This window comes from Bacillus sp. FSL K6-0042 (assembly GCF_038006685.1).
GTDB classification, from domain to species: domain Bacteria; phylum Bacillota; class Bacilli; order Bacillales; family Bacillaceae_G; genus Bacillus_A; species Bacillus_A pseudomycoides.
The window spans coordinates 2,533,757-2,557,918 of the sequence record NZ_JBBOVS010000001.1; the positions used below are offsets into that span (position 1 = coordinate 2,533,757).

The window sequence follows — 24,162 nt, forward strand, 5'->3', positions numbered from 1 at the left end:
CCTTACTTCGTTGTATTTCGTTCTATAATTTCAATCGGTAAACGATAATGTTCGGTTTCTAATTGATTTCCTTCCATTTGCTCTAGCAATAATTCTGTTGCAATTCGTCCCATTTCATAAATAGGTTGTGCAACTGTTGTAAGAGATGGATACATCATTTCTGTTAAAGAAATACCATCAAATCCAATAATTTGTAAATCATCTGGAATGGAAATTCCTTTTTGTAATGCCGCTTTCACTACCCCAATGGCAATCAAATCATTTCCAGCTACAATGCCATCGATATGCGGATACTCTTCTAACAATTCCATTGCCACACGTTCGCTATCTGCTGGATCAAACGTACTTTCTGCAATCATATAAGAAAGCCCATATTGCGTAATAACATCTATAAAACCTTCAAAACGCTCATTTGCTGTACTCACATCGCGCGGTCCACGAATATGCGCAATATGTTGACACCCTTTTTCTAACAGTAACTTTGTTGCTTCTTGACTTCCCGCATAGTTATCTGCATATACCGTCGGAATACGTTCATTAAACATGCGGTCAATTGCCACAACTGGCACAGACAAGTTCATGTAATTCATACTATTTTGTGGGTTCGTAGCCACAATAAACCCATCAACATTATTTTGTCTGAGCACATCAATATATTGTTTCTCTTTCTCTAAACTTTCATCAGAATTACAAAGTACAACTGTGTATCCTTGCTTATGTGCTACATCCTCTACGGCACGTGCAACTTCTGGAAAGAATGGATTCACGATATTTGGAACAACCAAACCAATTAAGCGAGATTTTTTATTATATAAAGAACGTGCTACTGTACTAGGCTTATAATCCAACAGTTCAATTGCTCGTTCCACTTTTTTTAATGTATCTTCGTGAACATATCCGTTCTTATTTAACACCCTGGAAACGGTCGCAACAGATACTCCCGCTAATTTCGCAACATCTTTAATCGTACTCATTCTCTTCCCTCTCCATTTCATGTAACCGTTTACAGAAAATAATATAACTCATTTACAAAAATACGTCAATCATTTCTAACTAAAAAAGCTTACATGTTATACTCATAATAAAAAAGCATCGCTATATAGCGATGCTTTTTTATTATGAGTACGATACGTTTGTATCCTTTTCCTCTTCTGCTACAGCAGGCTCTTCTGCACCTTTTTTACGATCAGACAGTTTAATCTTCTGTAAGAAAATCGTAAATACAGCACCTACTACAATAAACACTAATCCTGTTAAGAATACAGTATGAAGTGAATCCACTAAAGAATTTTTCAAAATTGGTACGATGCTGTTAGAGAATGCTTCTGGCATTTGTTTTAATGCTTCTGGACTAAAGAGCATAGAATATAAACCTTGTGGGTCCGTATGAATCATATCTTTAAACTTCGTTACCATTTGTCCCGCTTCTTGTGGGAACGTATCCAATACAGGTACTAATTTGTTTGTTAATGTTGTACCTGAAGTATTATTCATAATAGAACCTAAAATCGTAATCCCAAATGTACCACCGATTTGACGGAAGAATTGACTAGATGATGTAACAACGCCAAGGTCTTTTTTCGGGAAGCTTTCTTGCAATGCTAATGTTAAAGTTGGCATAACAAGACCCATTCCTAAACCGATAACCATCATATAAGAAGTTGCGAGAAGCTTACTTGTATGCATATCCATTGTCGTTAGTAGCCAAAATCCACCGGCCATAATGAGCATACCTGTAATAATTTGTGGTTTCACACCAACCTTTAATACAAGCTGACCACCAATAATACTCATCACAATCATCGTAATCATCATTGGTGTCATAATTGTTCCAGATTCAGCCGCACTTACCCCAACAATTCCTTGCATAAAGAATGGTACGAACATAATTGCCCCAAACATTCCAATACTCATAAAAAAGCCGATTGCATTTAATAATGTAAATGTACGGTTTTTAAAGAAATGCATTGGTAAAATTGGTTCTTCCGCCTTTGTTTCAACAATGATGAAGCTTACTATACCAATGATAGCAAGTGCAAATAATCCAATGATTTGCCAAGAATCCCAAGCATAGTCTTTCCCGCCAAACGTTAATGCAAGTAATAAACTCACAACACCGAGAATCATCGTGAAAATACCAGCAAGATCAATTTTAATTGGACCTGTTTGTTTATGTCCTTTTAATCCCATTGCAATAAAGATTGTCGCCAAAATACCGACTGGTAAGTTGATATAGAATACCCATCTCCAGTTGACAGCATCCACAATCCAACCGCCCACTTGCGGTCCAATTACGGAAGCAAGACCATATAACGCTCCAAAGATCCCTTGCCATTTCGCACGTTCTTTACCTGTAAACATATCCCCGATAATAATCATCGCCATTGGCATCATAATACCGCCACCAAGACCTTGAATACCACGGAAAATAATTAACTCAGTCATACCGTTCGCCATACCGCAAAGTGCTGAACCAACCATAAAAATGATTAACCCTGTAATATATACGTTACGACGTCCTAATAAATCCGCTAACTTACCTGCAATTGGTACAACTGTCGTTGAGGTTAGCATATATGCTGTTGTTAACCATGTCATTAAGCTTAATCCGCCTAGTTCTCCAACAATACGAGGCATTGCTGTACCGACAATTGTTCCGTCTAATGCAGCAAATAACATCGCGATTACTAAACCGATTAACAACAGCTTTCTATTCTGATTTTCTTGTTGTTCCATGTAATCTCCTCAATTCTATTTAGTTTGTCTCTTTTTTCTCAGATTCCCCGCAAATAATTGCTTCTAACTTTTCAAATAAACGTAATAAATCTTCTCTCTCTTGTAATTCTAACTGTGAGAAATATTTTGCAATATGCTCATTACGAGCAGACATTGCCTCGTTTACTACATCTTTCCCCTTCTTCGTCAGCTCAATTACAACAACACGGCGATCCTCTTTGTCATGGTAGCGCAGTACCAACTCTTGATCGATTAACCGATCAATCATCACTGTAATTGCACTTGGTTTCACATACATTTTCTTTGCCAATTTTGTTGCTCTTGATGCACCGTAATGGTCTAAAATTTTTAAAATATAAAACTGCGGTGGTGTAAGTCCTGATGCTTGCATTTGTTCTAGTAGCTCCGTTTGCATTTTCTTTCCTATAGAGAATGTTAAAGCCTGAATTCTATCAATGTGAGTCATATCATTTGGCATGTTATCCACCTCTTATTTAAACAATGAAATATTTAACGTATTTAAATATTAAACCCTATAATTAATTCCGTCAACAATTATATTTCACGAAAACGTTTACATTTTTATCATAAAGTTGTATAATTTATGACGACATTAATAGTGAATGTCACGGAGAGTTAGCGTATACGGCTATGGAACATAGAAAGAGTGCCTTTCTGTATTTCATGGTCTTTTTTATTTTCCATGATATAAAATGTTTTCAATAAAACTTCTATAAAGATAAAATAAAATTTTACTTAGTGGGAACAAAAACTGAAGTAAAGAAATAAAATAGCTCCTAGCATTCAGATATATGCTAAGAGCTATTTTTTATTTATGTCTAGTGATATTGTCTTGCCAACTATAACAATCATTTCCCTTCTATTTACAACATTACCTTTATTAAAACATCTACTGAAACATTTTCACAGCAACAGCCAACAGCACCGAACTAGCAAATCCACCTAAACAAATCAAACTTACGCTCTGACTATATGATAAGTTTTGAAATCCTTTCATTTCTTTCTTCCTCCCATTCATTCCCTTTGATGATTTTATTGTATCAATGGAAGAAATTCTATAACATCGATTTTCCTAACAACTGTCTTACAATAATGTAAGGTTCCTTCCTCATCAAAAAAACAGACAGCATTTCTGCTGTCTGTTACTTTACGATCATCACCGGACATTTCACTCGTTTTGCTATTTTATGACTTACACTTCCAAGCACCATTTCTTGCAATGTATTTAATCCTCTGCTCCCCACTATAACAAGATCAATGTCTCCTGTATTTACATATTGCACAAGTGTATTTCCTGGATCACCATGCAAAATCGTAATCTTATAGGAGACCTCTTCTTGCTGTAATAAAGCTTCAATTTCTTTTAATCTATCTTTTCGACTAGCTGAGATTGTCTCTATATCTGTTTGTCCGTGTATAATATCTGATTTTGCCGTTCTATTGTCTACAACATATACAACTTCAACGTTTACTTCCTTACTAAATTTAGCAATATATGCGGTATGTTTTGCTGCACGTATTGCATGTTCTGACCCATCACATGCTAGTATAATTTGCTTGTACATATGCTGAAGCCCCTTTCATCATCATACTCGTATTATAATACAAAAAGAACCCTTTCGGTCCTCAGAAAAGGTGCTTCCTATTTAACGAACAGCTTGTTTCGCCAATTTTGTAACAAGCTCTGAACTACACTCATTTAATCCCGTTATCTTTACTTTTACACCATTTCGCTCATACTTCATCACAACTTTATCAACTGCGCCTACAGCTGAATCATCCCATACATGTGCATGTGTGAAGTTAATTTCTATTTCCTTTACATCTTCTTTAAACTGAAATGCATTTATGAATTCTGTAGTAGATGCAAAAAAGAGTTGTCCATGAATGGCATATACTTTTTTCTCACCAACATAAGAATGTTTCACGTGAATCTTTGCCATGTTGAATGCAAATAAAACCGCACTTATTACTGTACCAATCATAACACCAAGAGCTAGATTATGTGTAACAAGAACAATTGCAACTGTTACAATCATAACAAATGCATCGCCTTTCGGAACTTTATGAAGAGTAAATACAGAGTTCCAATCAAATGTCCCGATAGCAACCATAATCATAACTGCAACTAATGCTGCCATTGGGATATTGACAACATAGTCACCGAGAACGAAGAGCAATACAATTAAAAATCCACCTGCTACAAATGTTGATAAGCGACCACGACCACCGGATTTCATATTAATAATAGATTGTCCAATCATTGCACACCCTGCCATTCCACCAAAGAAACCAGCAACAATATTGGAAATTCCTTGTCCACGCGCCTCTTTATGCTTATTGCTAGGTGTATCTGTCATATCATCTAAAAGAGATACTGTTAATAGTGATTCTAGTAAACCTATAACAGCTAACATAATCGAATACGGTAAAATAATAGCTAATGTTTCTAATGTAAATGGCACATCTGGAATACTGAAAAACGGTAATTCAGTTGGTAAACTTCCCATATCACCAACTGTACGTAATTGAAAACCGCCTAGCAGCGCAATACTTGTCACGACAATAATAGCAATAAGTGTAGAAGGCACTGCTGTTGTAATACGTGGAAATAGATAAATGATTGCGAGTCCTAATGCTACTAACGCATACATCTGCCAGTTTGCACCTTGAAAGTGTGGCAATTGTGCTGTAAAAACTAAAATTCCTAACGAATTTACAAATCCACTCATAACAGAACGCGGAACAAATTTCATAAATGAACTTAGCTTTAACACTCCAAAGATAATTTGAACAACACCGGTTAAAATTGTTGTAGCAAACAAATACTGCAAGCCATAATCTTTTACAATTGTCACCATTAACAATGCCATCGCCCCTGTTGCAGCAGAAATCATTCCCGGCCTTCCGCCAACAAATGCAATTGTCACAGCAATACAAAAAGCAGCGTATAATCCAACCATTGGATCTACCCCTGCAATAACCGAAAAAGCAATTGCTTCAGGAATTAAAGCTAATGCGACGACAATACCTGATAACACATCCCCCTTCACATTGGAAAACCATTCAGTTTTTATAGTTTGTAACAAGATAACACTCCTCTACTTTTCTTATTTTTTGATTTTCTCCGTAAGAAAATCGGGCCGATTGCACGAGTGCTATTATATAACGAATGTCAGATTTTTTTCTATGAAAAACTTTCCCAAATACAAAAGACGCTGCATCATGCAACGTCTTTTCTCTTAATGTCCACCGTGTCCCCCACCACTTTCTTGAACAATCTCTAACTTCTCGTCAAGTATTCCTTGCGTTTCAAACGAGATATTCTCTGTATTTCCTAATAGGAAACCGTGGTTATATGGCCCGAGCGTTGGATCATCTTTAAATTTTGGTTGAATCGTAGCTAATAAATCATATACTGGCTGTGAAAACGGCGCTCCAGCAATTGCTAAATCGAGAGTTTCTGTTGAAACAAATGATACGCCGTGCCCTAGTTGGTTCTCTTTGTGAGTCGCTGGCCATATTGTTTGTGATGTTAATATTGCCATTTGAACGGTATCATTCGTATTTAACCTTGTTATATTTTTTAAACTTGTTGTTAATAAATCATTAGATGCTCCTGCATTCATTCCTTTCTGTGCCATCGCTCCATGATCCATCTTCATATCTTTCTGGTGCTCACTCTTCCTTTCTTTTGTATCTTCATTCTTTTTTTGTTCCGTACTCGCTTGCCCACACGCCGCAAGTCCAAGTGCAGCAACTATTGTCATACTCAAAAATTGAGCTGCTTTTTTCACTATACCGCCTCCATATTCGTCACGTTTAAGCCTATATACTTTACCGAAAAGTGAAGTAAATCAAGGTTCTTGCTTTACTATGTCATTGCCAATCAGTATGTGAAAAAGCTTAAGAGAATTTCTCTTAAGCTTTTTCGCACATTATTTTCTCTACAAAAGTTTATTCACCAATTAACTCAATTGTTTCCGTAATTTTTATACTATCCTTCACAGATTGAACAATCGTACAATTCTTCACCGCAAGCTCTAACGCTTTTTCTAACTGTACCTGTGTAATTCCTTCTGCTTTTATTTTATAGTGCAAATGAAGGCTTTCTACCGGCCTCGGTAAAACTTCGCTTCTTCCAATTTCAGTTTCAATTGTAAACGTATCGTATGTAATACGCTTCTTTTCTAAAATTGTCCGAAATACAATTGCACTGCACCCTGCAATAGAGGAAACGAATAACTCTAACGGTGTATATCCACTTTCTTTTCCAATAGACAATTGACCATGTGAAAGTTCTGCCTCCATATCATCATGCTTGATTGTTAGTTTCATACGTTGTTCCCAACTCCACTTTCGTAATTTGCTGCCGCTTCTTATTTATATAATAATACACGTAACAGAAAATGATAAATGGAATGCCGCAATATAGCGCCATACGCTGTTCTGGAATGAATGCTAAACTAATAACAACAATGCTGTTTGTAATTAACGCTAAAATAGGAACAATTGGATATAACGGTGTTCTATATTTTAAATCTTCTACTTTCCCGCCTTGCTTTACATACTGACTTCTAAATCGAAGTTGTGATAAAGCAATGATAATCCAACTTGCAACTGCAGATAAACCAGCAACAGATAATAAGTAAATATATACTGTATCCTCTGCCAAAAAGCTTGTTAGTAAAGATAATGCCGCTACTGCAATTGTAACTACTAATGCCGTAATCGGAATACCGCGTTTATTTACCTTTTTGAAGGAAGTTGGTGCCATTCCTTCATTTGCAAGTGACCATAGTATACGCGTCGCCGCATATAATCCTGAATTTGCTACAGATAATAACGCAGTGATAATAACGAAGTTCATAATATCTGCTGCATATGGAATACCGATCTTATCAAATACAACAACGAATGGGCTTTCAATAATCCCTGCATCTTTCCATGAAATTAAACCTACTAAAATCGTCATTGTTAAAATAAAGAACAACATAATGCGCCATACTGTATTACGAATTGCACGTGGGATTGTTTTTTCCGGTTCTTGACTCTCTCCTGCTGCAATCCCTATTAACTCTGTTCCTTGGAAGGAAAAATTAACTGTAATCATTGTAAGAAGCACAGCAGCCAGCCCATTCGGGAATAATCCACCATCGCTCACAAAGTTAGAAAAAAGAGGCGTTGCTTCTTTTCCGTCATACGGTAAAAAACCAAATAACGCACTACCACCAAGAACAACAAATGCAATAATTGTAATTACTTTAATACTTGAGAACCAAAATTCTAATTCAGCATAACTCTTTGCTGAGATAGCATTTGACATATATAAAATAACTCCAAATACAAGACACCATACCCAAACATCTACAGTTGGAAACCATCTTTTCATCATTAAGCCGATAGACGTTAACTCTAAACCAACTGTAACTGCCCATCCAAGCCAATAAAGCCATCCAATCATAAATCCTGTTCCTGGACCGATAAACTTTGTCGCATATTTTTGGAAAGAACCAGAAACCGGCATCGCCACCGTTAGCTCACCAAGGCAAAGCATTGTTAAATACATAATAAATCCACCGACTAAATAAGAAAGGATCGCTCCTCCTGGTCCTGCTTGGTTAATGGTATATCCTGATCCAAGAAAAAAACCTGTTCCGATTACACCTCCAAGTGCAATCATAAATAAATGTCTACTCTTCATCGTACGATGTAATTTCTCATTTGTTGTTTGCTGCATCGTAATCCTCCCCTACAACTACCCTCTATCTCTTTTTAAAATTTTCTGATAATAAAAATATACACGAAAGCGGTTACAATTTCTATATAAAATTAAAACTTTTCTGATAAAATATAATGTTTTTTCATCTACCTTACAATTACACTACTAAAAAAAACGAATATCTTCCAAATCCCAACTTTTAAACTATGTAAAAAACATAAAAAAACTCTCACATCTTATTTCATGTAAGAGTTAACGGCTTTCTAATTTCCTAGATACAAGTGATAAACTGTAGTTGACAACAAAATACATACAAGCAACAAGTAGTAATGTAGGAATCATATAGTTTACGTTTTGTCCATTAATAATTTGGGCATTATGCATGAGTTCTGGCAAGGAGATAACAACCGCTAGTGACGTATCTTTTAATAACGAGATAAATTGACTGACGAGCGGTGGTACCATTCGTCTCAATGCTTGCGGTAAAATAATATGCCAAAGTGCTTGTATATATGATAATCCAGACGCGCGCGCTGCTTCAATTTGTCCTTTTTCAATCGATAATAAACCACTGCGAACAATTTCTGATATCATCGCTGCTTCAAATATCGTTAAAGCAACAATTGCTGCCGTTGTAATCTCTAATTTCAGCCCAGCTTCTGGGAGTGCAAAATATGTAAAGAAGATGATTAAAAGCAGTGGTAAATTTCGAATAATTTCAACGATAAAAGCTAGTAACTGTGATACGACTGGTATTTTTGCATATCGTAAAGTTCCCACTATACTACCAATAATAAAACTAAGTAAAATCGCTACAACAGCTATTTCTAATGTAACAAGTAGCCCTTTTAATAAAAATAAAATATGATCGCCTGTATAAGCACCTCGAAAATCCATTTACACCGCTCCTTTCGCTAAGCGTTTCTCAAAATAACGCACAAGCATACTAAGCGGTACAGTCAATAGTAAATAAAACATACCAACAAATATATATACATCAAATGTAACAAATGTTCTTGTTGAAATCAAATCCCCTTGATACATCAAATCTGCTCCAGCAATAATGCCAAGGATAGATGAGTTCTTTACTAAATTGAGAAATTGATTACCTAATGGCGGAATTACTATTTTAATAGCTTGTGGTAAAACGATATAATACATCGCTTGCACGTACGTTAAGCCAGAAGAACGTGCTGCTTCCATCTGTCCTTTCGGAACTGACAAGATTCCAGCTCGAATTGCTTCTGCAATAAATGCGGCTGTATAGATTGTAAGTGCAGCCGTACCAGCAATAAAACCATTTAATGTAACACCCATTACCGGAAAAGCAAAATAAAATATAAACGCAATTAAAACAAGTGGAATATTTCGAATGAATTCTACATAAGCTGCGCCAAACCAATTCAAAACTCGAATGGGTGCAATTCGCATCACTGCCATAATCGTACCAAGAATGAAACTCCCAATCAGTGCAACAATGCTGGACATCACTGTATATTTAAATCCTTCTAGATACAAATCAAGATTGTTTGTAAGAATAGAAAAATCAGGCAAATGCTCCCCCCTCTTTCTTTACAAGAAGAGGATGAGTATCTCTCATCCTCTTACTCTTTCTATACTTTACTTCTCTGGCTTTTCACCAATCCATTTTTCATATAATTTATCGTATTCTCCATTTGCTTTCATCTCTTTTAACAAATCATTAATTACCTTTGTTAAATCTGTTGCTCCTTTTTGAACAGCAATTCCATACGGTTCATCCGTGAAAATTTTTCCAACAACTTGATAATTTGTATCTTGTTTTGCCATACCGTATAAAATCGCATTATCTGTTGTAAGGACATCACCTTTCCCTGCTTTTAATGCTGTAAATGCTTCACTATAATTTTCAAATTCTAGCACCTTTGCTTCTGGTGATTTTTTACGAATATTTTGGGTAGAAGTTGATCCCTTTACCGCCAATACTGTCACACCGCTTTTCACATCATCAATACTCTTGATTTTGCTCCCTTTTTTCACAAGTAACGACTGTCCTGCTTTAAAATATACATCTGAAAAATCAACTTCTTTTTTACGATCTTCTGTAATTGTCATCGTTGCGATAATCGTATCAATATCGCCGTTTTTCAACATTGGAATACGTGTTTTAGACGTCACTTCTTTTAATTCTACTTTACTCTCGTCCCCTAGAATTTTTTTCGCAAGCGCTTTGGCTATGTCAACATCAAACCCTTCTACCTTCCCTGTTGCAGGGTCTTTCAATCCAAATAAGTTTGTATCATTCTTAACTCCGACTACTAATTTCCCACGCTTTTTAATTTGATCTACCACTTTTCCGCCCGAAGTTTCTTTAGAAACTTCTTTGGACGTTTCCTTCCCGCAACCTGCTACGATCAGAGTAAATAAACATGAAAATACAATTAAAACGAACAGTTTCTTCATCTTAAACATAAAACCCCTCCTCTAATGGTTTAACACTCGACTTAAAAATAATCGTGCTCTTTCTTGCTCTGGGTTTGCAAAGAAGTTCACTGGCTTTGTATCTTCAATGATTTGTCCTTCATCCATGAATATAATACGATCTGCTACTTCACGTGCAAATCCCATTTCATGTGTCACGACAACCATCGTCATCCCTTCCTTTGCTAAGGTTTTCATAACATCGAGCACTTCACCAATCATTTCTGGATCAAGTGCAGAAGTTGGCTCATCGAATAACATAATTTCTGGTTTCATTGCTAATCCCCTTGCGATTGCTACCCGTTGCTGTTGTCCTCCAGATAGTTGCTGCGGATACACATTCGCTTTCTCTGGAATCCCTACTTTTCCCAAATAATACATTGCTGTTTTTTCCGCTTCTTCTTTTGAGATATTATTTACTTTTATCGGTGCAAGTGTAATATTTTGGAGCACTGTTTTGTGTGGATATAAATAAAAATGCTGAAATACCATTCCAATATTTCGGCGTAATTGATTCATATCTGTTTTCCGATTATGTACTTCCACATCTTGTACGACTAATTCTCCTTCTGTAATTGTTTCCAATTGGTTAATGCAGCGGAGCAATGTACTTTTTCCAGACCCTGATGGTCCAACAATTACAACTACTTCACCTTTTTGAACTTGTAAATTAATATTTTTTAAGACTTGAAAGCTACCATAAAACTTATTTACATTACGAAAGGCAATCAATTCTCTTCCTCCTTTCTTCTCTATTTCTACCGTATTTTAACTTGGGGCGATTATTTATAAAGTGAAATTTCTCTGCTTCAAATTTTATTCGGCCATGCAGATAGAAATTCCCATTATTTGAACAATAACGAGCAGATATACTGTCCGTTATTGTTCTACAAGTACCTTATTATGACACTTCTTCTTTCTTATCTTTTCCGTATTCATGCTCCCAAAAATCAGCATTTTTGATTCCTAGCTCCTTTGGATCAAATACAGGATCTTTCCCTTCTTTTTTCTGCTTTTCATAGTCTTTCAGTGCTAGCAGTGCCGGTTTTTGTAAAAGTAAGATTGCAATGATATTGACCCATGCCATAATCCCTACACCGATATCACCAAGAGCCCAAGCAGTTGCTGCTGTTTTGACACATCCGTAAAATACAACGCCTAAGAAAACAATTTTTAAAACAATTGACATCCATGGACGATCTTTATCACGATTTAAATAAGTAATATTCGTTTCTGCAATGTAGTAATACGCCATAATTGTTGTAAAAGCAAAGAATAATAGGGAAATTGCAACGAAACCGTTTCCAAATCCAGGGAATACAGATTCAACTGCTGCCTGTGTGTACCCTGGTCCTGGTTCTGCACCATTCAATTTATTTACAATGAAATTTTTTCCGCTTGCATCAAATACGTTATACATGCCTGTAATAATCATCATAAATGCTGTTGCTGAACAAACAAATAATGTATCAATGTAAACGGAAAATGCTTGCACAAGGCCTTGCTTTGCTGGATGAGATACTTCAGCAGCAGCAGCAGCATGTGGCCCAGTTCCTTGACCAGCTTCATTCGAATAAATACCACGTTTTACTCCCCAAGAAATTGCTAAACCGATAATTCCTCCAAAAGCAGCTTCTAATGCAAATGCACTTTTTATAATTAACATAAATGCTTCAGGCAACTTTTCAATATTCATAAACACAATTACGCAAGCAACAAGTATATATCCAACCGCCATAAATGGCACAACAACCTGTGCTACGTTAACAATACGCTTAACCCCACCAAAAATAATAAGTGCTAATACAACAACTAATACTGCTCCTGATACAGATGGATTAATACCAAAAGCTGTTTCCAAACTCAAAGCAATACTATTCGCTTGCACACCTGGGAGTAACATTCCTGTTGCAAGAATGGTCGCAGCGACAAACACGAGTGCATACCACTTAACCCCTAATCCCTTTTCAATATAGTAAGCCGGGCCACCGCGGAATTGGCCTTGATGCTTCGTCTTGTATATTTGAGCAAGTGTCGATTCCACATAAGCAGATCCTGCCCCTAAAAATGCTACAGCCCACATCCAAAAGACAGCTCCCGGACCACCAAATGCAACCGCTGTTGCTACACCAGCAATATTCCCTGTTCCAACGCGCCCAGATAAAGAAAGTGCTAACGCTTGGAAAGAAGAAACACCTGCTTCTGATTTTTCTCCTTGAAATGTAAGTCTCACCATTTCACCTACATGCCTAACTTGTAAAAATCTCGTTCGAATTGAAAAATATAAACCTACTCCTAAACATAGATAAACAAGTGCGGGACTCCATACAATATTATTTAGCCAAGTAACGAAAGCTTCCAATCTATTCCCCCTCCTTTTCATTTTATAAAGAATATTCAGAATATATGAAAATTATAAAGGTATCTAAAGTCTATGACAATATTATTTTGATAAAACAAACATATTTTTGTATAAAAAAACAAAGTATATATTCGAGTTATATACTTTGTTACGTTGCATGTGTATTATATATTCACAATTACTTCCTGCTTTATAATTCTTACATAAATGGCATCTGCTAGTTTTTGAAAATGTACTGGCATTTCTTTTCCTTTGAATTTTTTCTGAATCGTACCATACAAACCAATATCACGAAGTCGCAAAAATAGTGGTAGCGATTCATACCAACTTTCCTCTAATTGATGTTCTAACTCGTAACCTTTTCGTAGTACTTGCAGTTGTTTACGTGCAAACAATGTTTTCTCTTGTTCAGTCCATGCGGTTGAAAGAACGGAATAATAGATAACCATCGCCAAATCGTGAATAAAGTAATTATAAGTCGCGTCATCAAAATCAAAAATCGTTAACTCTTTCCCATCATAATGAAAATTCCCTTGATGAATATCACCATGCATAAGACCAAACGTTCTTTTTTCCATTGGAAGGGCCTTTATCTCTTCCATTAATATATAAGCTATATTTTGCACCTTTTCGTCATCTAGCTCATCAATAATTGCTTTTTCTTCTACTTCCCACGTATCTCGATATTCCGTTTTTGGATAATCAATTGTAAGACGATGAAGTTGACCAATCGCTTTTCCCCATGCCTCAAAAAGTTCGTTTTCCCAATAAATCGATGTATCTCCTTTTACTCGTTCTCCTTTAGCATATGCAAATAAAGAAGCGTAAAAGAAAGTTCCATCTACTGTTCGTATTCCTTCTACAAGTTTTCTAGATTCTGAATAATATGGTCCAGCAATCTTAGCCCCATGCTCTTTGAGATACTGTAAAAAGTCTAATTCTGCTTCCACTTGTTTTTCAGATCGATGAGAAGAATGCGTTAATCTTAATACGTAAGATACTCCACTTTCATCCTTTGCATGAAAAATATAATTTTCAAAATCACCAAGCTGATTTTCTTCAACTGTAACATTAAATCTTCTTGCAGCTTCTTCTAGAATTTTATTGGTAAAAACTCGTTCTACAGCTATTTCCATATGTAGCCCTCCTTTATGTATCTCTACATTTAATTCGCCATAAATATGGAAAATACTTCTATGAATATAATTAAAAAACTCTGCCGCTACCTAGAAATAGAATCTACATCTTTCAAAACAGTCCCTTCTTTCTTGTAGAAAATATATTTCCTCTATTATCCAACAAAAAACCGGCACTGGTAAAATGGAAGAACTTCCACTAGCCAATCACCGGTTATGTACTACACCTAAAAAGGCAAGACACAATACTAGCATAAATCGCCTTTCATAAACTTCCTATTCATCAAATGGTGTAATTGTACATACCATCGGACGTAACCTTTATAGTACAAAAGGTATATATGAATGGTGAAATTTACTCCTGAAGTAAAAATAAAAATGTTATATAGCGGTATTTTAAATTAAAAAGAGGTTGTATGCTCTGGGCATACAACCTCTTTTTTCAATCATTTAGTAAGTCGATACACAATGGATTCATACGGTCTAAGTACAAGGTTTCTAATATCTTCACTTAAATCCTCATAATTTGATATTAATATTTCTTGCTTCATTCCAGTTAACTGAACATCTGGTACGGAATATGTGAGTGTTTCCCCATAAAAATTATTTACAACCAACAATACTTCATTATCTAACGTGCGTGTATACGCCCAAATATTAGGGTGATTTACATCTATAATTTCATATTTACCCTTTGTAATGACATCGTATTTCTTTCTAAGTTTAATTAGCCTTTTATAGTGATAGAAAATAGATTGTTTATCTTCAAGCGCCTTTTTTACATTAACTTTTTTATAATTATCTGCAACTGAAATCCAAGGTGTATTTGTTGTAAATCCCGCATTTTCTTCTTCATTCCACTGCATAGGTGTCCGCGAATTATCACGAGATTTTTGCTGTAGGATACCAATGATTCCTTCATTTGACATCCCTTCTCCCCACTTCATTTCATAAATATTTAAAGATTCTACGTCGCGATACTTACTAATATCATCAAAGTCCGGATTCGTCATCCCAATTTCTTCACCTTGATAAATATAAGGTGTCCCCTGTAACATATGCAGCGCTGTTCCTAACATTTTTGCAGATTCATTTCGGTACCGTTTATCATCACCAAAGCGAGAAACAATACGTGGTTGATCATGATTACACCAAAATAATGCATTCCAGCCCCCACCCTCTTGCATCTCGGTTTGCCACTTCGACATGAGTTCTTTTAATTTCACAAAATCAAAATCCGCTTTCGTCCACTTGTCACCATTTGGGTAGTCTACTTTTAAATGATGAAAACTAAATGTCATACTTAATTCACTGCGCTCTGGATTTGAGTATTTAATACAATTATCGATTGTCGTCGATGACATTTCTCCAACTGTAATGACATCTTTTTCGGCAAATACTTCATGGTTCATCTCTTGTAAATATTCATGAACACGTGGTCCATCTGTATAATATTTACGTCCATCACTTGTAGCCGATGTTCCTTCATCATCTAAAAAATGCTGTTCTTTTGAAATTAGGTTAATGACATCCAGCCTGAATCCTCTAACACCTTTTTCAAGCCAAAAACGCATCATGTCGTATACTTCTTTTCGTAGCTGTTCATTTTCCCAATTTAAATCAGCTTGCGTTTTATCAAATAGATGTAAATAATATTGCCCTGTCTTTTCGTCATATTCCCAAGCAGAACCGCCAAATTTAGATTGCCAATTATTCTTTTCATCGCGCCATATATAAAAATCACGGTACGGGCTATTTTTATCTCCGCTTGCCTCTTTGAACCATTTATGCTCTGTTGAACTATGATTTACAACGATATCCAGCATAATATCAATCTCACGTTTTTTCGCTTCTGCTAGTAGCTCTTCAAATTCCTCCATCGTTCCATAAGACGGATCAATAGAATAATAATCACTTACATCATAGCCATTATCATTTTGCGGTGATTGGTATACCGGTGTTAACCAAATGTAATCCACTCCGAGTTCTTTTAAATAATCTAGTTTCTCTGTGACCCCTTTTATGTCACCGGTCTCTGTGTTGTAGTAACTATTAAAGCTTTTCGGATAAATTTGATAGACAACGCTTTTATGCCAATCTTTCATACTAAACTGCCTCCTACTTCTGTTTTACTCGTTTTGCAAATAACCATGTTAAAACAAATGGAACCACTACCGCAATTACCATACCAACAACAAACATTGGAATCGATTTCGGAATGATAGAAATAAATGCTGGTAACCCGCCAATTCCGATAGCTGGCGCTAATACACCATTTAACGTGATAAACACTGCTGCAATCGCCGATCCCGTAATAGCTGCATAAAACGGAAATTTATTTCGTAAGTTTACACCAAACATCGCTGGCTCCGTAATACCGAAGTACGCCGAAATTGCTGATGTAGACGCCATACTTTTATCATTTTGATTTTTGGAAATCCAAAACATTGCAAGCGCTGCACTACCTTGCGCAATGTTAGAAAGTGCAATCATTGGCCAAATAAATGTACCACCACTTTGCGAAATTAACTGTAAATCAATCGCAATAAACATATGATGCATCCCCGTAATGACTAACGGTGCATACAATGCGCCAAATAATACTGCTCCCAAAGCAGGAACTGTTTCGTATACACCAACTAAACCAGCTGTTAATAAATCACCGATATGACGTGTAATTGGACCAATAACTCCTAACGCTAATACACCAGTTACAACAATTGTTGTAATCGGAACAACTAATAATTGAATCGCATTTGGTACACGTTTCTTAAGGAAAATCTCAACTTTACTTAAGACAAATGCCGCTACTAAAATCGGTAAAATTTGTCCTTGATAGCCTACTTTTTCAATTTGGAACAATCCTAAAATATTGAAGTACTCAATTTTTTGTCCATCTAGCCCTGCAGCTGCTTTTCCATAATTCCATGCATTTAATAAATCAGGATGTACTAACATAAGTCCCATAACAATCCCAAGTATCGGACTGCCGCCAAAACGTTTCGTTGCCGACCAGCCAACAAGTGCTGGTAAGAATACGAATGCCGTATTGGCCATCATATTAATTAAATCCCACAGTCCCCCTAAGTTTGGGTATACTTCTAATAAATTTTTGCCATCAAAAAATAAATCCTTTGCACCTAATAAGTTATTAATTCCCATTAATAAACCAGCTGTTATAATCGCCGGTAAAATCGGCATAAATACGTCAGAAAATACTTTGACAAACTTTTGAAGCGGATTCAATTTTTGATTCCCTGAATCTTTTACATCTGCTACCGTGGATTCTTCCATACCTGCAAGCGTTATCAATTCAGCGTATACACGATCTACATCTCCTGGACCAATAACGATTTGAAATACCCCAGCGTTATGAAACGCACCTTTCACTAAAGAAACCGCTTGCAGTTTTTCGCTATCTATTTTACTTTCATCCTTCAAAGCGATGCGTAGTCTTGTTACACAGTGCGCTGCTTGTTCAATATTTTCTTTCCCACCAATATATTGCAGCACTTCTTCTGCTGTCTTACGATAATCCTTCCCCATATTCCGTCCCTCTTTTCTTTTTTTGATACCGTTTACAAATACATATTAACTGGTATATATAAGTTAGTCAACACTCGTATATACGAGTTGGTGGAATTTTTTTCATTTGGTCTCAAAATATACAAAATAAAGAGATGAAACACTGCACTGTTTCATCTCTTTATTTTCTCCGCGCCACATCAGAAAAATGAAAAATATCTAAACGGTGACGTGATTCTGTATATTCAAATTGACTACCATCATAAAGATGCGTAAAGTTTTTTACAACAACAACATAATCTGTTCCATTCAAATCCAAATAATTCCGATCATCATCTGTACAAGGTTGCACTTCAATAACACGCTGTGCATAACTAATATGTAATCCTAATTCCTTCTCAATGTATTTATAAATCGATTTCTCAGCAATTTCTTTCGTTAATCCAGGAATATGTTCAGATACGAAATAGTTTACATCTAGAATCACGTTTTCCCCATCAATATTTCGAACACGTTTAATATGATCTACCTTCGTTTTCGTCTTTACATTTAATAATTTAGCTATTTCTTTCAGTACTAAAAATTGTTCCATCTCTACAACACTTGTTATACATTGGCGCCCTAAACGTTCATTTTCCTCTTGAAAACTCACAATACCACCAAAGTTAAATTCAATATTTTTTCGCTTTAAAACAAAAACGCCTTTGCCATGTATTTTCTGTACATATCCACGTTCCTGTAATAAATCGACTGCTTTCCTTACCGTCCCTCTACTTGCTTCATACTGCTTCATCAATTCTGTTTCAGATGGGATTTTACATCCCTCTTTTAATTTACGATTATCAATTGAATCACTTATCTCCGTATAGATTTGTTCATACTTACTCATCATTTTGAATAACCCCTTGTCACCTTCTATTTCTACTTGTATTATAGCATGACATAAAATCATTCCAATCTCTCACTTATTTTCCAGTACAAGAAATATCTATATAAATATTTAGTCATCAATCCGCATTTTTATAAATTTTTTTCATATTTTTCTTTTCATTCTAAAAAACATGTAGTATACTAACTTCAAAATCAGAGGAGAAAGGGAGCAAAGAACTATGCTTACAAATAATACAACTGTAGTTACATTTGCACAAAAACATCATCATCATACGTAAACCCTTGAAACCTAGCGGAAAAATTCACGCGTAGGTACAAGGGTTATTCCCATTGTACCTACGCTTTGGCAAAGAGCCATGTAGGTATTTTTTATCTACATGGCTCTTTTTTATTTTCAAAAAACGTTAGTAAAAAGATGATGAATAAGCAAAACTACTACAAAGGAGATAGACAAACATGGAAACGAAAAAATGGGGTTTATGGATTTTAACAGCATTTGTTGTGGGAAATATGGTTGGCGGTGGCGTATTTATGCTCCCAGCAAATTTAGCGCGAATATCAGGTCCGATGGGATCGACACTTGCATGGACGATTACAGGACTTGGTGTATTTATGATTGCACTTGTATTTGGAAACCTTGCAGTGCGTAAACCGGAGTTAAAAGCTGGCCCACAAAGTTACGCACAAGCAATGTTTACCTCTCAAAAGGCAGGTAAAGTTGCTGGATATAGTATGGCATGGGGATATTGGGCTGCTAACTGGGCTGCAACAGCTTCTGTTATTATTTCATTTGCAGGATATTTGTCTACATTCTTCCCAGTTTTACAAAGTAAGCAAGTTCTTTTTTCACTAAACGGGTTTTCACTAGAACTTGGAAAAGGTTTAACATTTGCTGTATGTAGCATCATGCTATGGGGAATTCAATATATCCTTTCTCAAAACATCGATAGAGCGGGCAACATGAATCTCCTTGCAACGATTGCAAAGATTATCGGATTTACAATGTTCATCGTCATTACATTATTTATTTTTAACGCCTCTAATTTTGGTGATGGCCAAACATTTATGAATGGGGCTGGAAAATCGATTCCATTAGGCGGACAAGTAAATGCTGCTGCTATTGCAACTCTTTGGGCATTTATAGGAATTGAGTCAGCAGTTATGCTGTCTAATCGCGCAAAATCACAGCGTGATGTGAAAAAAGCAACGATCTTTGGATTAATTATTGCACTTCTTATTTACATGGCAATTACCCTACTTACAATGGGTGCTCTTCCGCAAGATGCCTTAAAAGAATCACAAAAACCATTGGTGGATGCACTAAACCTAGCAATTGGTAATAAAGGTGCTTACATTATGGCACTACTTGCACTTGTATCATTATTCGGATCTACTGTAGGGTGGATTGTTGTTAGTTCAGAAGTACCTTATCAAGCAGCGAAGAATGGACTTTTCCCTAAGTTTTTTGGAAGAACAAATAAAAAAGGAAGCCCTTCAAAATCATTGCTTGTTACAAATATTATGACTCAAATTTTCTTATTTTCAACAATCTCTGGTACTGTTTCAGAAGCATATAATTTTGCCATTGTTGTTGCAACTTTAGCCTATTTAATTCCATACCTTGTTTCTACCTTGTATCAATTAAAACTAGTTGTTACAGGGGAAACATACGATATAACACCAGGATCTCGAGTAAAAGATGGAATCATTACCGTACTTGCATTTCTATATTCTCTTTGGGTTATTAAAACTGGAACAGCTGATTTAAAAACATTTTTCTTAGGAATTGGATTATTTGTATTAGGACTTATTCTTTATCCCATTTTGATGAAAAATTCGTCTACTCCCGTTTCAGAACAACCAAATAACAAAGCAAGCTAATACGAATACAAAAGAAGCTGTGAGAACCCTCCAAATACACTGGATTGTTCGCTGACAGCTTCTTTTATTTCTAAATAATTATTAATTACTTTTATGTTGCTCCATATGATAGACTTCATAAAAATAAAAAAACAGACTGCAATAGTCTGTTTTTTACCATAGTTTTTTGTATGCTTACCTACGTCTTTTATTAAAATCCCCCATATGGAGGATATGGATACTGCGCTGGATAGGTTGCTGGGTAAGATACTGGATATGGCGCTGGATAGGATACCGGATATGGTGCTGGGTAATATCCGCCACCGCTCGTTAAAGCTCCTGCTGTAAGTCCCCCTACCAAACCACCCGCAAAACTTCCTGGAAAAAATGTGCTTCCTCCCCATCCGCCACCATGATGATGACCGCTATGATGATTGTGATGATATCCTCCATGATTTCTTATGTCATGCATTTTATCTTCATCTCCTTTTATACTGATTATTTACTACTATACGCAGAACAAATGAGGAAAACATGAGTACTTGTTCTTCCGCGTTCATCAATATGTGCTGTATGAATAATAAGGATAGTCCTGATAATCCGTATAGTATGGATAATCTGAGTAATATGGATAACCATATCCACCATAACCAAACCCACCAAACGGACGACTTACTCCGTTCATGTCATTCACACTCCTTTTTATACAAAAAATGGAACAATATACCTTATGTAGGACAAATGCGGAAGGCATGGGCAAAATGTCTAGATTGGTACAAAAAAATAAAACGTTTTATAATAGAAATGTTAGATTACAGCTTCCATATAAGAATCCTATATTTAAGAAAGAATAGGTGAAATGTATACAGATGAAAAATCCTATCGTTCAATTATTATTTGTATTTACACTTGTATCCATCGTTCTGTTACTTATGGATACATCTATTATCTCACTATACACTTTTGTCGGCGTACTATGGTCTATCACAATAGTAGGAATTTCCTTCGTTATTTTTATTGAAAACCGTTCCCCGCAAAGTACGTTAGCATGGTTTTTAGTATTAGCACTTCTTCCTGTTGTCGGTGTACTTTTGTATTCTCTTTTTGGCCGAAGTCGCTGGAGAAGAAAGAAGCATCTACATCGTTCAGAAGAGCAAAGAAAATTATTCCGTGAGATTTTAGAAGGAAAGCGTCTAGATTTATCATTCACTTCCTCATTAAGTGAGCGCTCTACTTATTTAACACAGGTTGTACAAAAATTCGGTGGTGGTCCTGTTGCCAATAATACAACAACAAAACTCTTAACAAATGGGGATCAAACCTTTACAGACATTATACAAGTTATTGAAAATGCTACACATCATATACATATTCAATACTACATTTATCGAGCAGATGAAATCGGTACAAAAATTCGAGATGCATTGATAAAGAAAGCAAAATCCGGTGTAACCGTACGCTTTCTTTATGATGGACTCGGAAGCAATTCATTACGAAATCGTTTCTTACAGCCCATGAAAGATGCAGGAATTGAGGTTGTGGAATTTGATCCCATTCTTTCATCATGGCTACTTGAAACAGTAAATTATCGTAACCATCGTAAAATTGTCATTGTAGACGGAGAGATTGGTTTTACAGGTGGACTCAACGTTGGCGATGAATATCTTGGTCGTTCCAAAAAATTCCCAATTTGGCGTGATAGCCACTTAAGAATAGAAGGAAAAGCATTGTACAAATTACAGGCAATATTTCTAGAGGATTGGCTCTATGCCTCTAGTGGTTTAAATACTTATTCTTGGGATCAATTTATGAATACAAAATACTTTCCGGGTAAAGAAAATTCTCATGCAGAAGGTGCTGTTCAAATTGTAGCAAGTGGACCAAGTTCAGATGATACAAGCATTCGCAATACTTTACTTGCTGTTATAGGTTCTGCCAAGAAATCAATTTGGATTGCAACACCCTACTTCATCCCTGATCAAGAAACATTAACATTACTACGTTTAAGTGCAATAGCTGGAATAGATGTCCGCATTCTATATCCAGGTAAAAGTGATAGCATCATTAGTGATCAAGCATCTCAATCATACTTTACACCACTCCTAAAAGCAGGAGCTTCAATTTACAGCTATAAAGATGGTTTTATGCACGCTAAAATTGTACTTGTTGATGATAAAATTGCAACAATTGGCACAGCAAATATGGATGTCCGCAGCTTTGAACTAAATTATGAAATCATTAGCGTACTTTATGAATCCAAGACAGTTCTTGATATTAAACATGATTTTGAAGAAGATTTTAAGCATTCAACTGAAATTAGATGGAAATCATTTCAAAAAAGAAGTATTCGAAAACGTATACTGGAATCCCTAATGCGTCTCATATCACCTTTATTATAATTACAAAAAAAGTAATCAAAATAAATTTGGTTACTTTTTTTCTTTTATTATGTCACCTTCCTCCCCCTCTCCTTTTCTTTGCATACCATATTAAAACAAGTTATCATAAGATGTATTGTTTACTTTATGAAAATAATGTTAGGTGGGAAATACATGTTAGAACAATTTCATATACATGCTGATTTAAAACAGCAATTAGCAACGATTCACGACAAAAATAAGCAAGCAGCTGGTGAAAATACACATTTAATTGGAACAAAAATGTACAAAGCATCGGATAATAGCATTATTGAAGATGCAATTACAGCACTTCTGCTTGGTAAAAATATTCTACTGAAGGGACCAACCGGAAGCGGAAAAACAGTCCTTGCAGAAACTCTATCTTCCTTATTCCAAAAACCAATGCACAGTATTAACTGTTCGGTTGATTTAGATGTGGAAGGTATTTTAGGATACAATACATTAAAAACAAAAGACGGGGCATCTGAAGTTTCCTTCGTTGACGGTCCTCTTATGAAAGCAATGAAAAATGGGCATTTCCTATATATCGATGAAATTAATATGGCAAAACCTGAAACACTTCCACTTCTTCACGGTGCATTGGATTACCGTAAAATGATTACAAATCCATTTACACAGCAAGTTGTATATGGTGATGAAGAATACCGTGTAATTGCTGCAATCAACGAAGGTTATGTTGGAACAAGTGAATTAAATGAAGCATTAAAAAACCGTTTTGTTATCATTGAAGTTCCTTATATTCAAGGCGATACATTAAAACAACTATTATTATCCGAATCAAAATTGAAAGACATTGCAACAATTGAAAAGTTTGTGGCATTCGTAAGTGACCTCATGCCACTTGCTCGTGATGGACGCGTAAGTGAAGAAGCAGCAAGTATTCGCGGAATTATCGACGCATGTGATTTAGGCGTATATATTCCTGTTATGCGCGCAATTGAGCGAAGCATTATTGCAAAATTAAATGATGAAACAGAACAAATGACTGTCCGCGAATTAGCAGAAAGCTACTTTTTTGAGGGATAATTC

Annotated in this window: 22 protein-coding genes and 1 pseudogene; 3 read left to right on the forward strand and 20 right to left on the reverse strand. The window is 35.8% G+C overall.

The window, feature by feature from the left end:
- Positions 1–2: 2 nt before the first annotated feature.
- From MHH45_RS13035 to treR, 18 genes are all read right to left on the reverse strand, one after another.
- Positions 3–974, reverse strand: coding sequence for a LacI family DNA-binding transcriptional regulator (locus MHH45_RS13035; RefSeq protein ID WP_016113115.1), 972 nt, complete (start codon positions 972–974; stop codon positions 3–5).
- Between the two features lie 142 nt (positions 975–1,116).
- On the reverse strand, positions 1,117–2,736 hold the full coding sequence (locus MHH45_RS13040; RefSeq protein ID WP_016113114.1) for an MDR family MFS transporter: 1,620 nt from the start codon (positions 2,734–2,736) through the stop codon (positions 1,117–1,119).
- Positions 2,737–2,755: 19 nt separating this feature from the next.
- Positions 2,756–3,214 (reverse strand): MarR family winged helix-turn-helix transcriptional regulator, encoded by a 459-nt coding sequence (locus tag MHH45_RS13045; protein ID WP_016113113.1) that lies wholly within the window; start codon positions 3,212–3,214, stop codon positions 2,756–2,758.
- A gap of 432 nt (positions 3,215–3,646) precedes the next feature.
- Positions 3,647–3,754 carry a DUF4027 family protein gene (locus MHH45_RS13050; protein WP_016113112.1) on the reverse strand — a complete coding sequence of 36 codons (108 nt, stop codon included), beginning with the start codon at positions 3,752–3,754 and terminating at the stop codon, positions 3,647–3,649.
- 145 nt (positions 3,755–3,899) lie between these two features.
- Positions 3,900–4,322 carry a universal stress protein gene (locus tag MHH45_RS13055; protein ID WP_016113111.1) on the reverse strand — a complete coding sequence of 141 codons (423 nt, stop codon included), beginning with the start codon at positions 4,320–4,322 and terminating at the stop codon, positions 3,900–3,902.
- Positions 4,323–4,403: 81 nt separating this feature from the next.
- Positions 4,404–5,846 (reverse strand): SulP family inorganic anion transporter, encoded by a 1,443-nt coding sequence (locus MHH45_RS13060; protein ID WP_016113110.1) that lies wholly within the window; start codon positions 5,844–5,846, stop codon positions 4,404–4,406.
- A 153-nt stretch (positions 5,847–5,999) separates the two neighbouring features.
- Positions 6,000–6,554 (reverse strand): hypothetical protein, encoded by a 555-nt coding sequence (locus MHH45_RS13065; protein WP_016113109.1) that lies wholly within the window; start codon positions 6,552–6,554, stop codon positions 6,000–6,002.
- Between the two features lie 160 nt (positions 6,555–6,714).
- A complete protein-coding gene (locus tag MHH45_RS13070; RefSeq protein WP_016113108.1) occupies positions 6,715–7,095 on the reverse strand; it encodes an OsmC family protein in 381 nt (126 codons plus the stop codon).
- A complete protein-coding gene (locus MHH45_RS13075; RefSeq protein WP_016113107.1) occupies positions 7,073–8,497 on the reverse strand; it encodes an amino acid permease in 1,425 nt (474 codons plus the stop codon). Before MHH45_RS13075 ends, MHH45_RS13070 begins: the two co-directional genes overlap by 23 nt.
- Before the next feature lie 234 nt (positions 8,498–8,731).
- A complete protein-coding gene (locus tag MHH45_RS13080) occupies positions 8,732–9,376 on the reverse strand; it encodes an amino acid ABC transporter permease (RefSeq protein WP_016113106.1) in 645 nt (214 codons plus the stop codon).
- Positions 9,377–10,033: an amino acid ABC transporter permease gene (locus MHH45_RS13085; protein WP_016113105.1), complete on the reverse strand. Its 657-nt coding sequence runs from the start codon at positions 10,031–10,033 to the stop codon at positions 9,377–9,379.
- A 66-nt stretch (positions 10,034–10,099) separates the two neighbouring features.
- Positions 10,100–10,930 carry a glutamate ABC transporter substrate-binding protein gene (locus tag MHH45_RS13090; RefSeq protein WP_016113104.1) on the reverse strand — a complete coding sequence of 277 codons (831 nt, stop codon included), beginning with the start codon at positions 10,928–10,930 and terminating at the stop codon, positions 10,100–10,102.
- A gap of 12 nt (positions 10,931–10,942) precedes the next feature.
- A complete protein-coding gene (locus MHH45_RS13095; protein ID WP_016113103.1) occupies positions 10,943–11,671 on the reverse strand; it encodes an amino acid ABC transporter ATP-binding protein in 729 nt (242 codons plus the stop codon).
- Positions 11,672–11,840: 169 nt separating this feature from the next.
- Positions 11,841–13,301: an alanine/glycine:cation symporter family protein gene (locus MHH45_RS13100; protein WP_016113102.1), complete on the reverse strand. Its 1,461-nt coding sequence runs from the start codon at positions 13,299–13,301 to the stop codon at positions 11,841–11,843.
- Positions 13,302–13,465: 164 nt separating this feature from the next.
- Positions 13,466–14,437 (reverse strand): phosphotransferase enzyme family protein, encoded by a 972-nt coding sequence (locus MHH45_RS13105; RefSeq protein WP_088094306.1) that lies wholly within the window; start codon positions 14,435–14,437, stop codon positions 13,466–13,468.
- A 446-nt stretch (positions 14,438–14,883) separates the two neighbouring features.
- Positions 14,884–16,542, reverse strand: a complete 1,659-nt coding sequence (gene treC, locus MHH45_RS13110; protein ID WP_016113100.1) for an alpha,alpha-phosphotrehalase — start codon at positions 16,540–16,542, stop codon at positions 14,884–14,886.
- A 13-nt stretch (positions 16,543–16,555) separates the two neighbouring features.
- Positions 16,556–17,983, reverse strand: coding sequence for a PTS system trehalose-specific EIIBC component (gene treP / locus MHH45_RS13115; RefSeq protein WP_016113099.1), 1,428 nt, complete (start codon positions 17,981–17,983; stop codon positions 16,556–16,558).
- 160 nt (positions 17,984–18,143) lie between these two features.
- Complete coding sequence (gene treR, locus MHH45_RS13120) at positions 18,144–18,854, reverse strand: trehalose operon repressor (protein ID WP_033670999.1); 711 nt, start codon at positions 18,852–18,854, stop codon at positions 18,144–18,146.
- A gap of 455 nt (positions 18,855–19,309) precedes the next feature.
- Between treR and MHH45_RS13125 the strand changes: the two genes are divergently transcribed.
- A complete protein-coding gene (locus tag MHH45_RS13125; protein ID WP_088094305.1) occupies positions 19,310–20,734 on the forward strand; it encodes an amino acid permease in 1,425 nt (474 codons plus the stop codon).
- A gap of 190 nt (positions 20,735–20,924) precedes the next feature.
- Here MHH45_RS13125 and MHH45_RS13130 read toward each other — a convergent pair whose 3' ends face one another.
- On the reverse strand, positions 20,925–21,185 hold the full coding sequence (locus MHH45_RS13130; RefSeq protein ID WP_088094304.1) for a hypothetical protein: 261 nt from the start codon (positions 21,183–21,185) through the stop codon (positions 20,925–20,927).
- Positions 21,186–21,272: 87 nt separating this feature from the next.
- Positions 21,273–21,519 (reverse strand): annotated as a pseudogene (locus MHH45_RS13135) (hypothetical protein).
- A gap of 63 nt (positions 21,520–21,582) precedes the next feature.
- Between MHH45_RS13135 and MHH45_RS13140 the strand changes: the two are divergent.
- A complete protein-coding gene (locus MHH45_RS13140) occupies positions 21,583–23,112 on the forward strand; it encodes a cardiolipin synthase (protein ID WP_016113094.1) in 1,530 nt (509 codons plus the stop codon).
- 153 nt (positions 23,113–23,265) lie between these two features.
- Complete coding sequence (locus MHH45_RS13145; protein ID WP_016113093.1) at positions 23,266–24,159, forward strand: ATP-binding protein; 894 nt, start codon at positions 23,266–23,268, stop codon at positions 24,157–24,159.
- Positions 24,160–24,162: the final 3 nt, after the last annotated feature.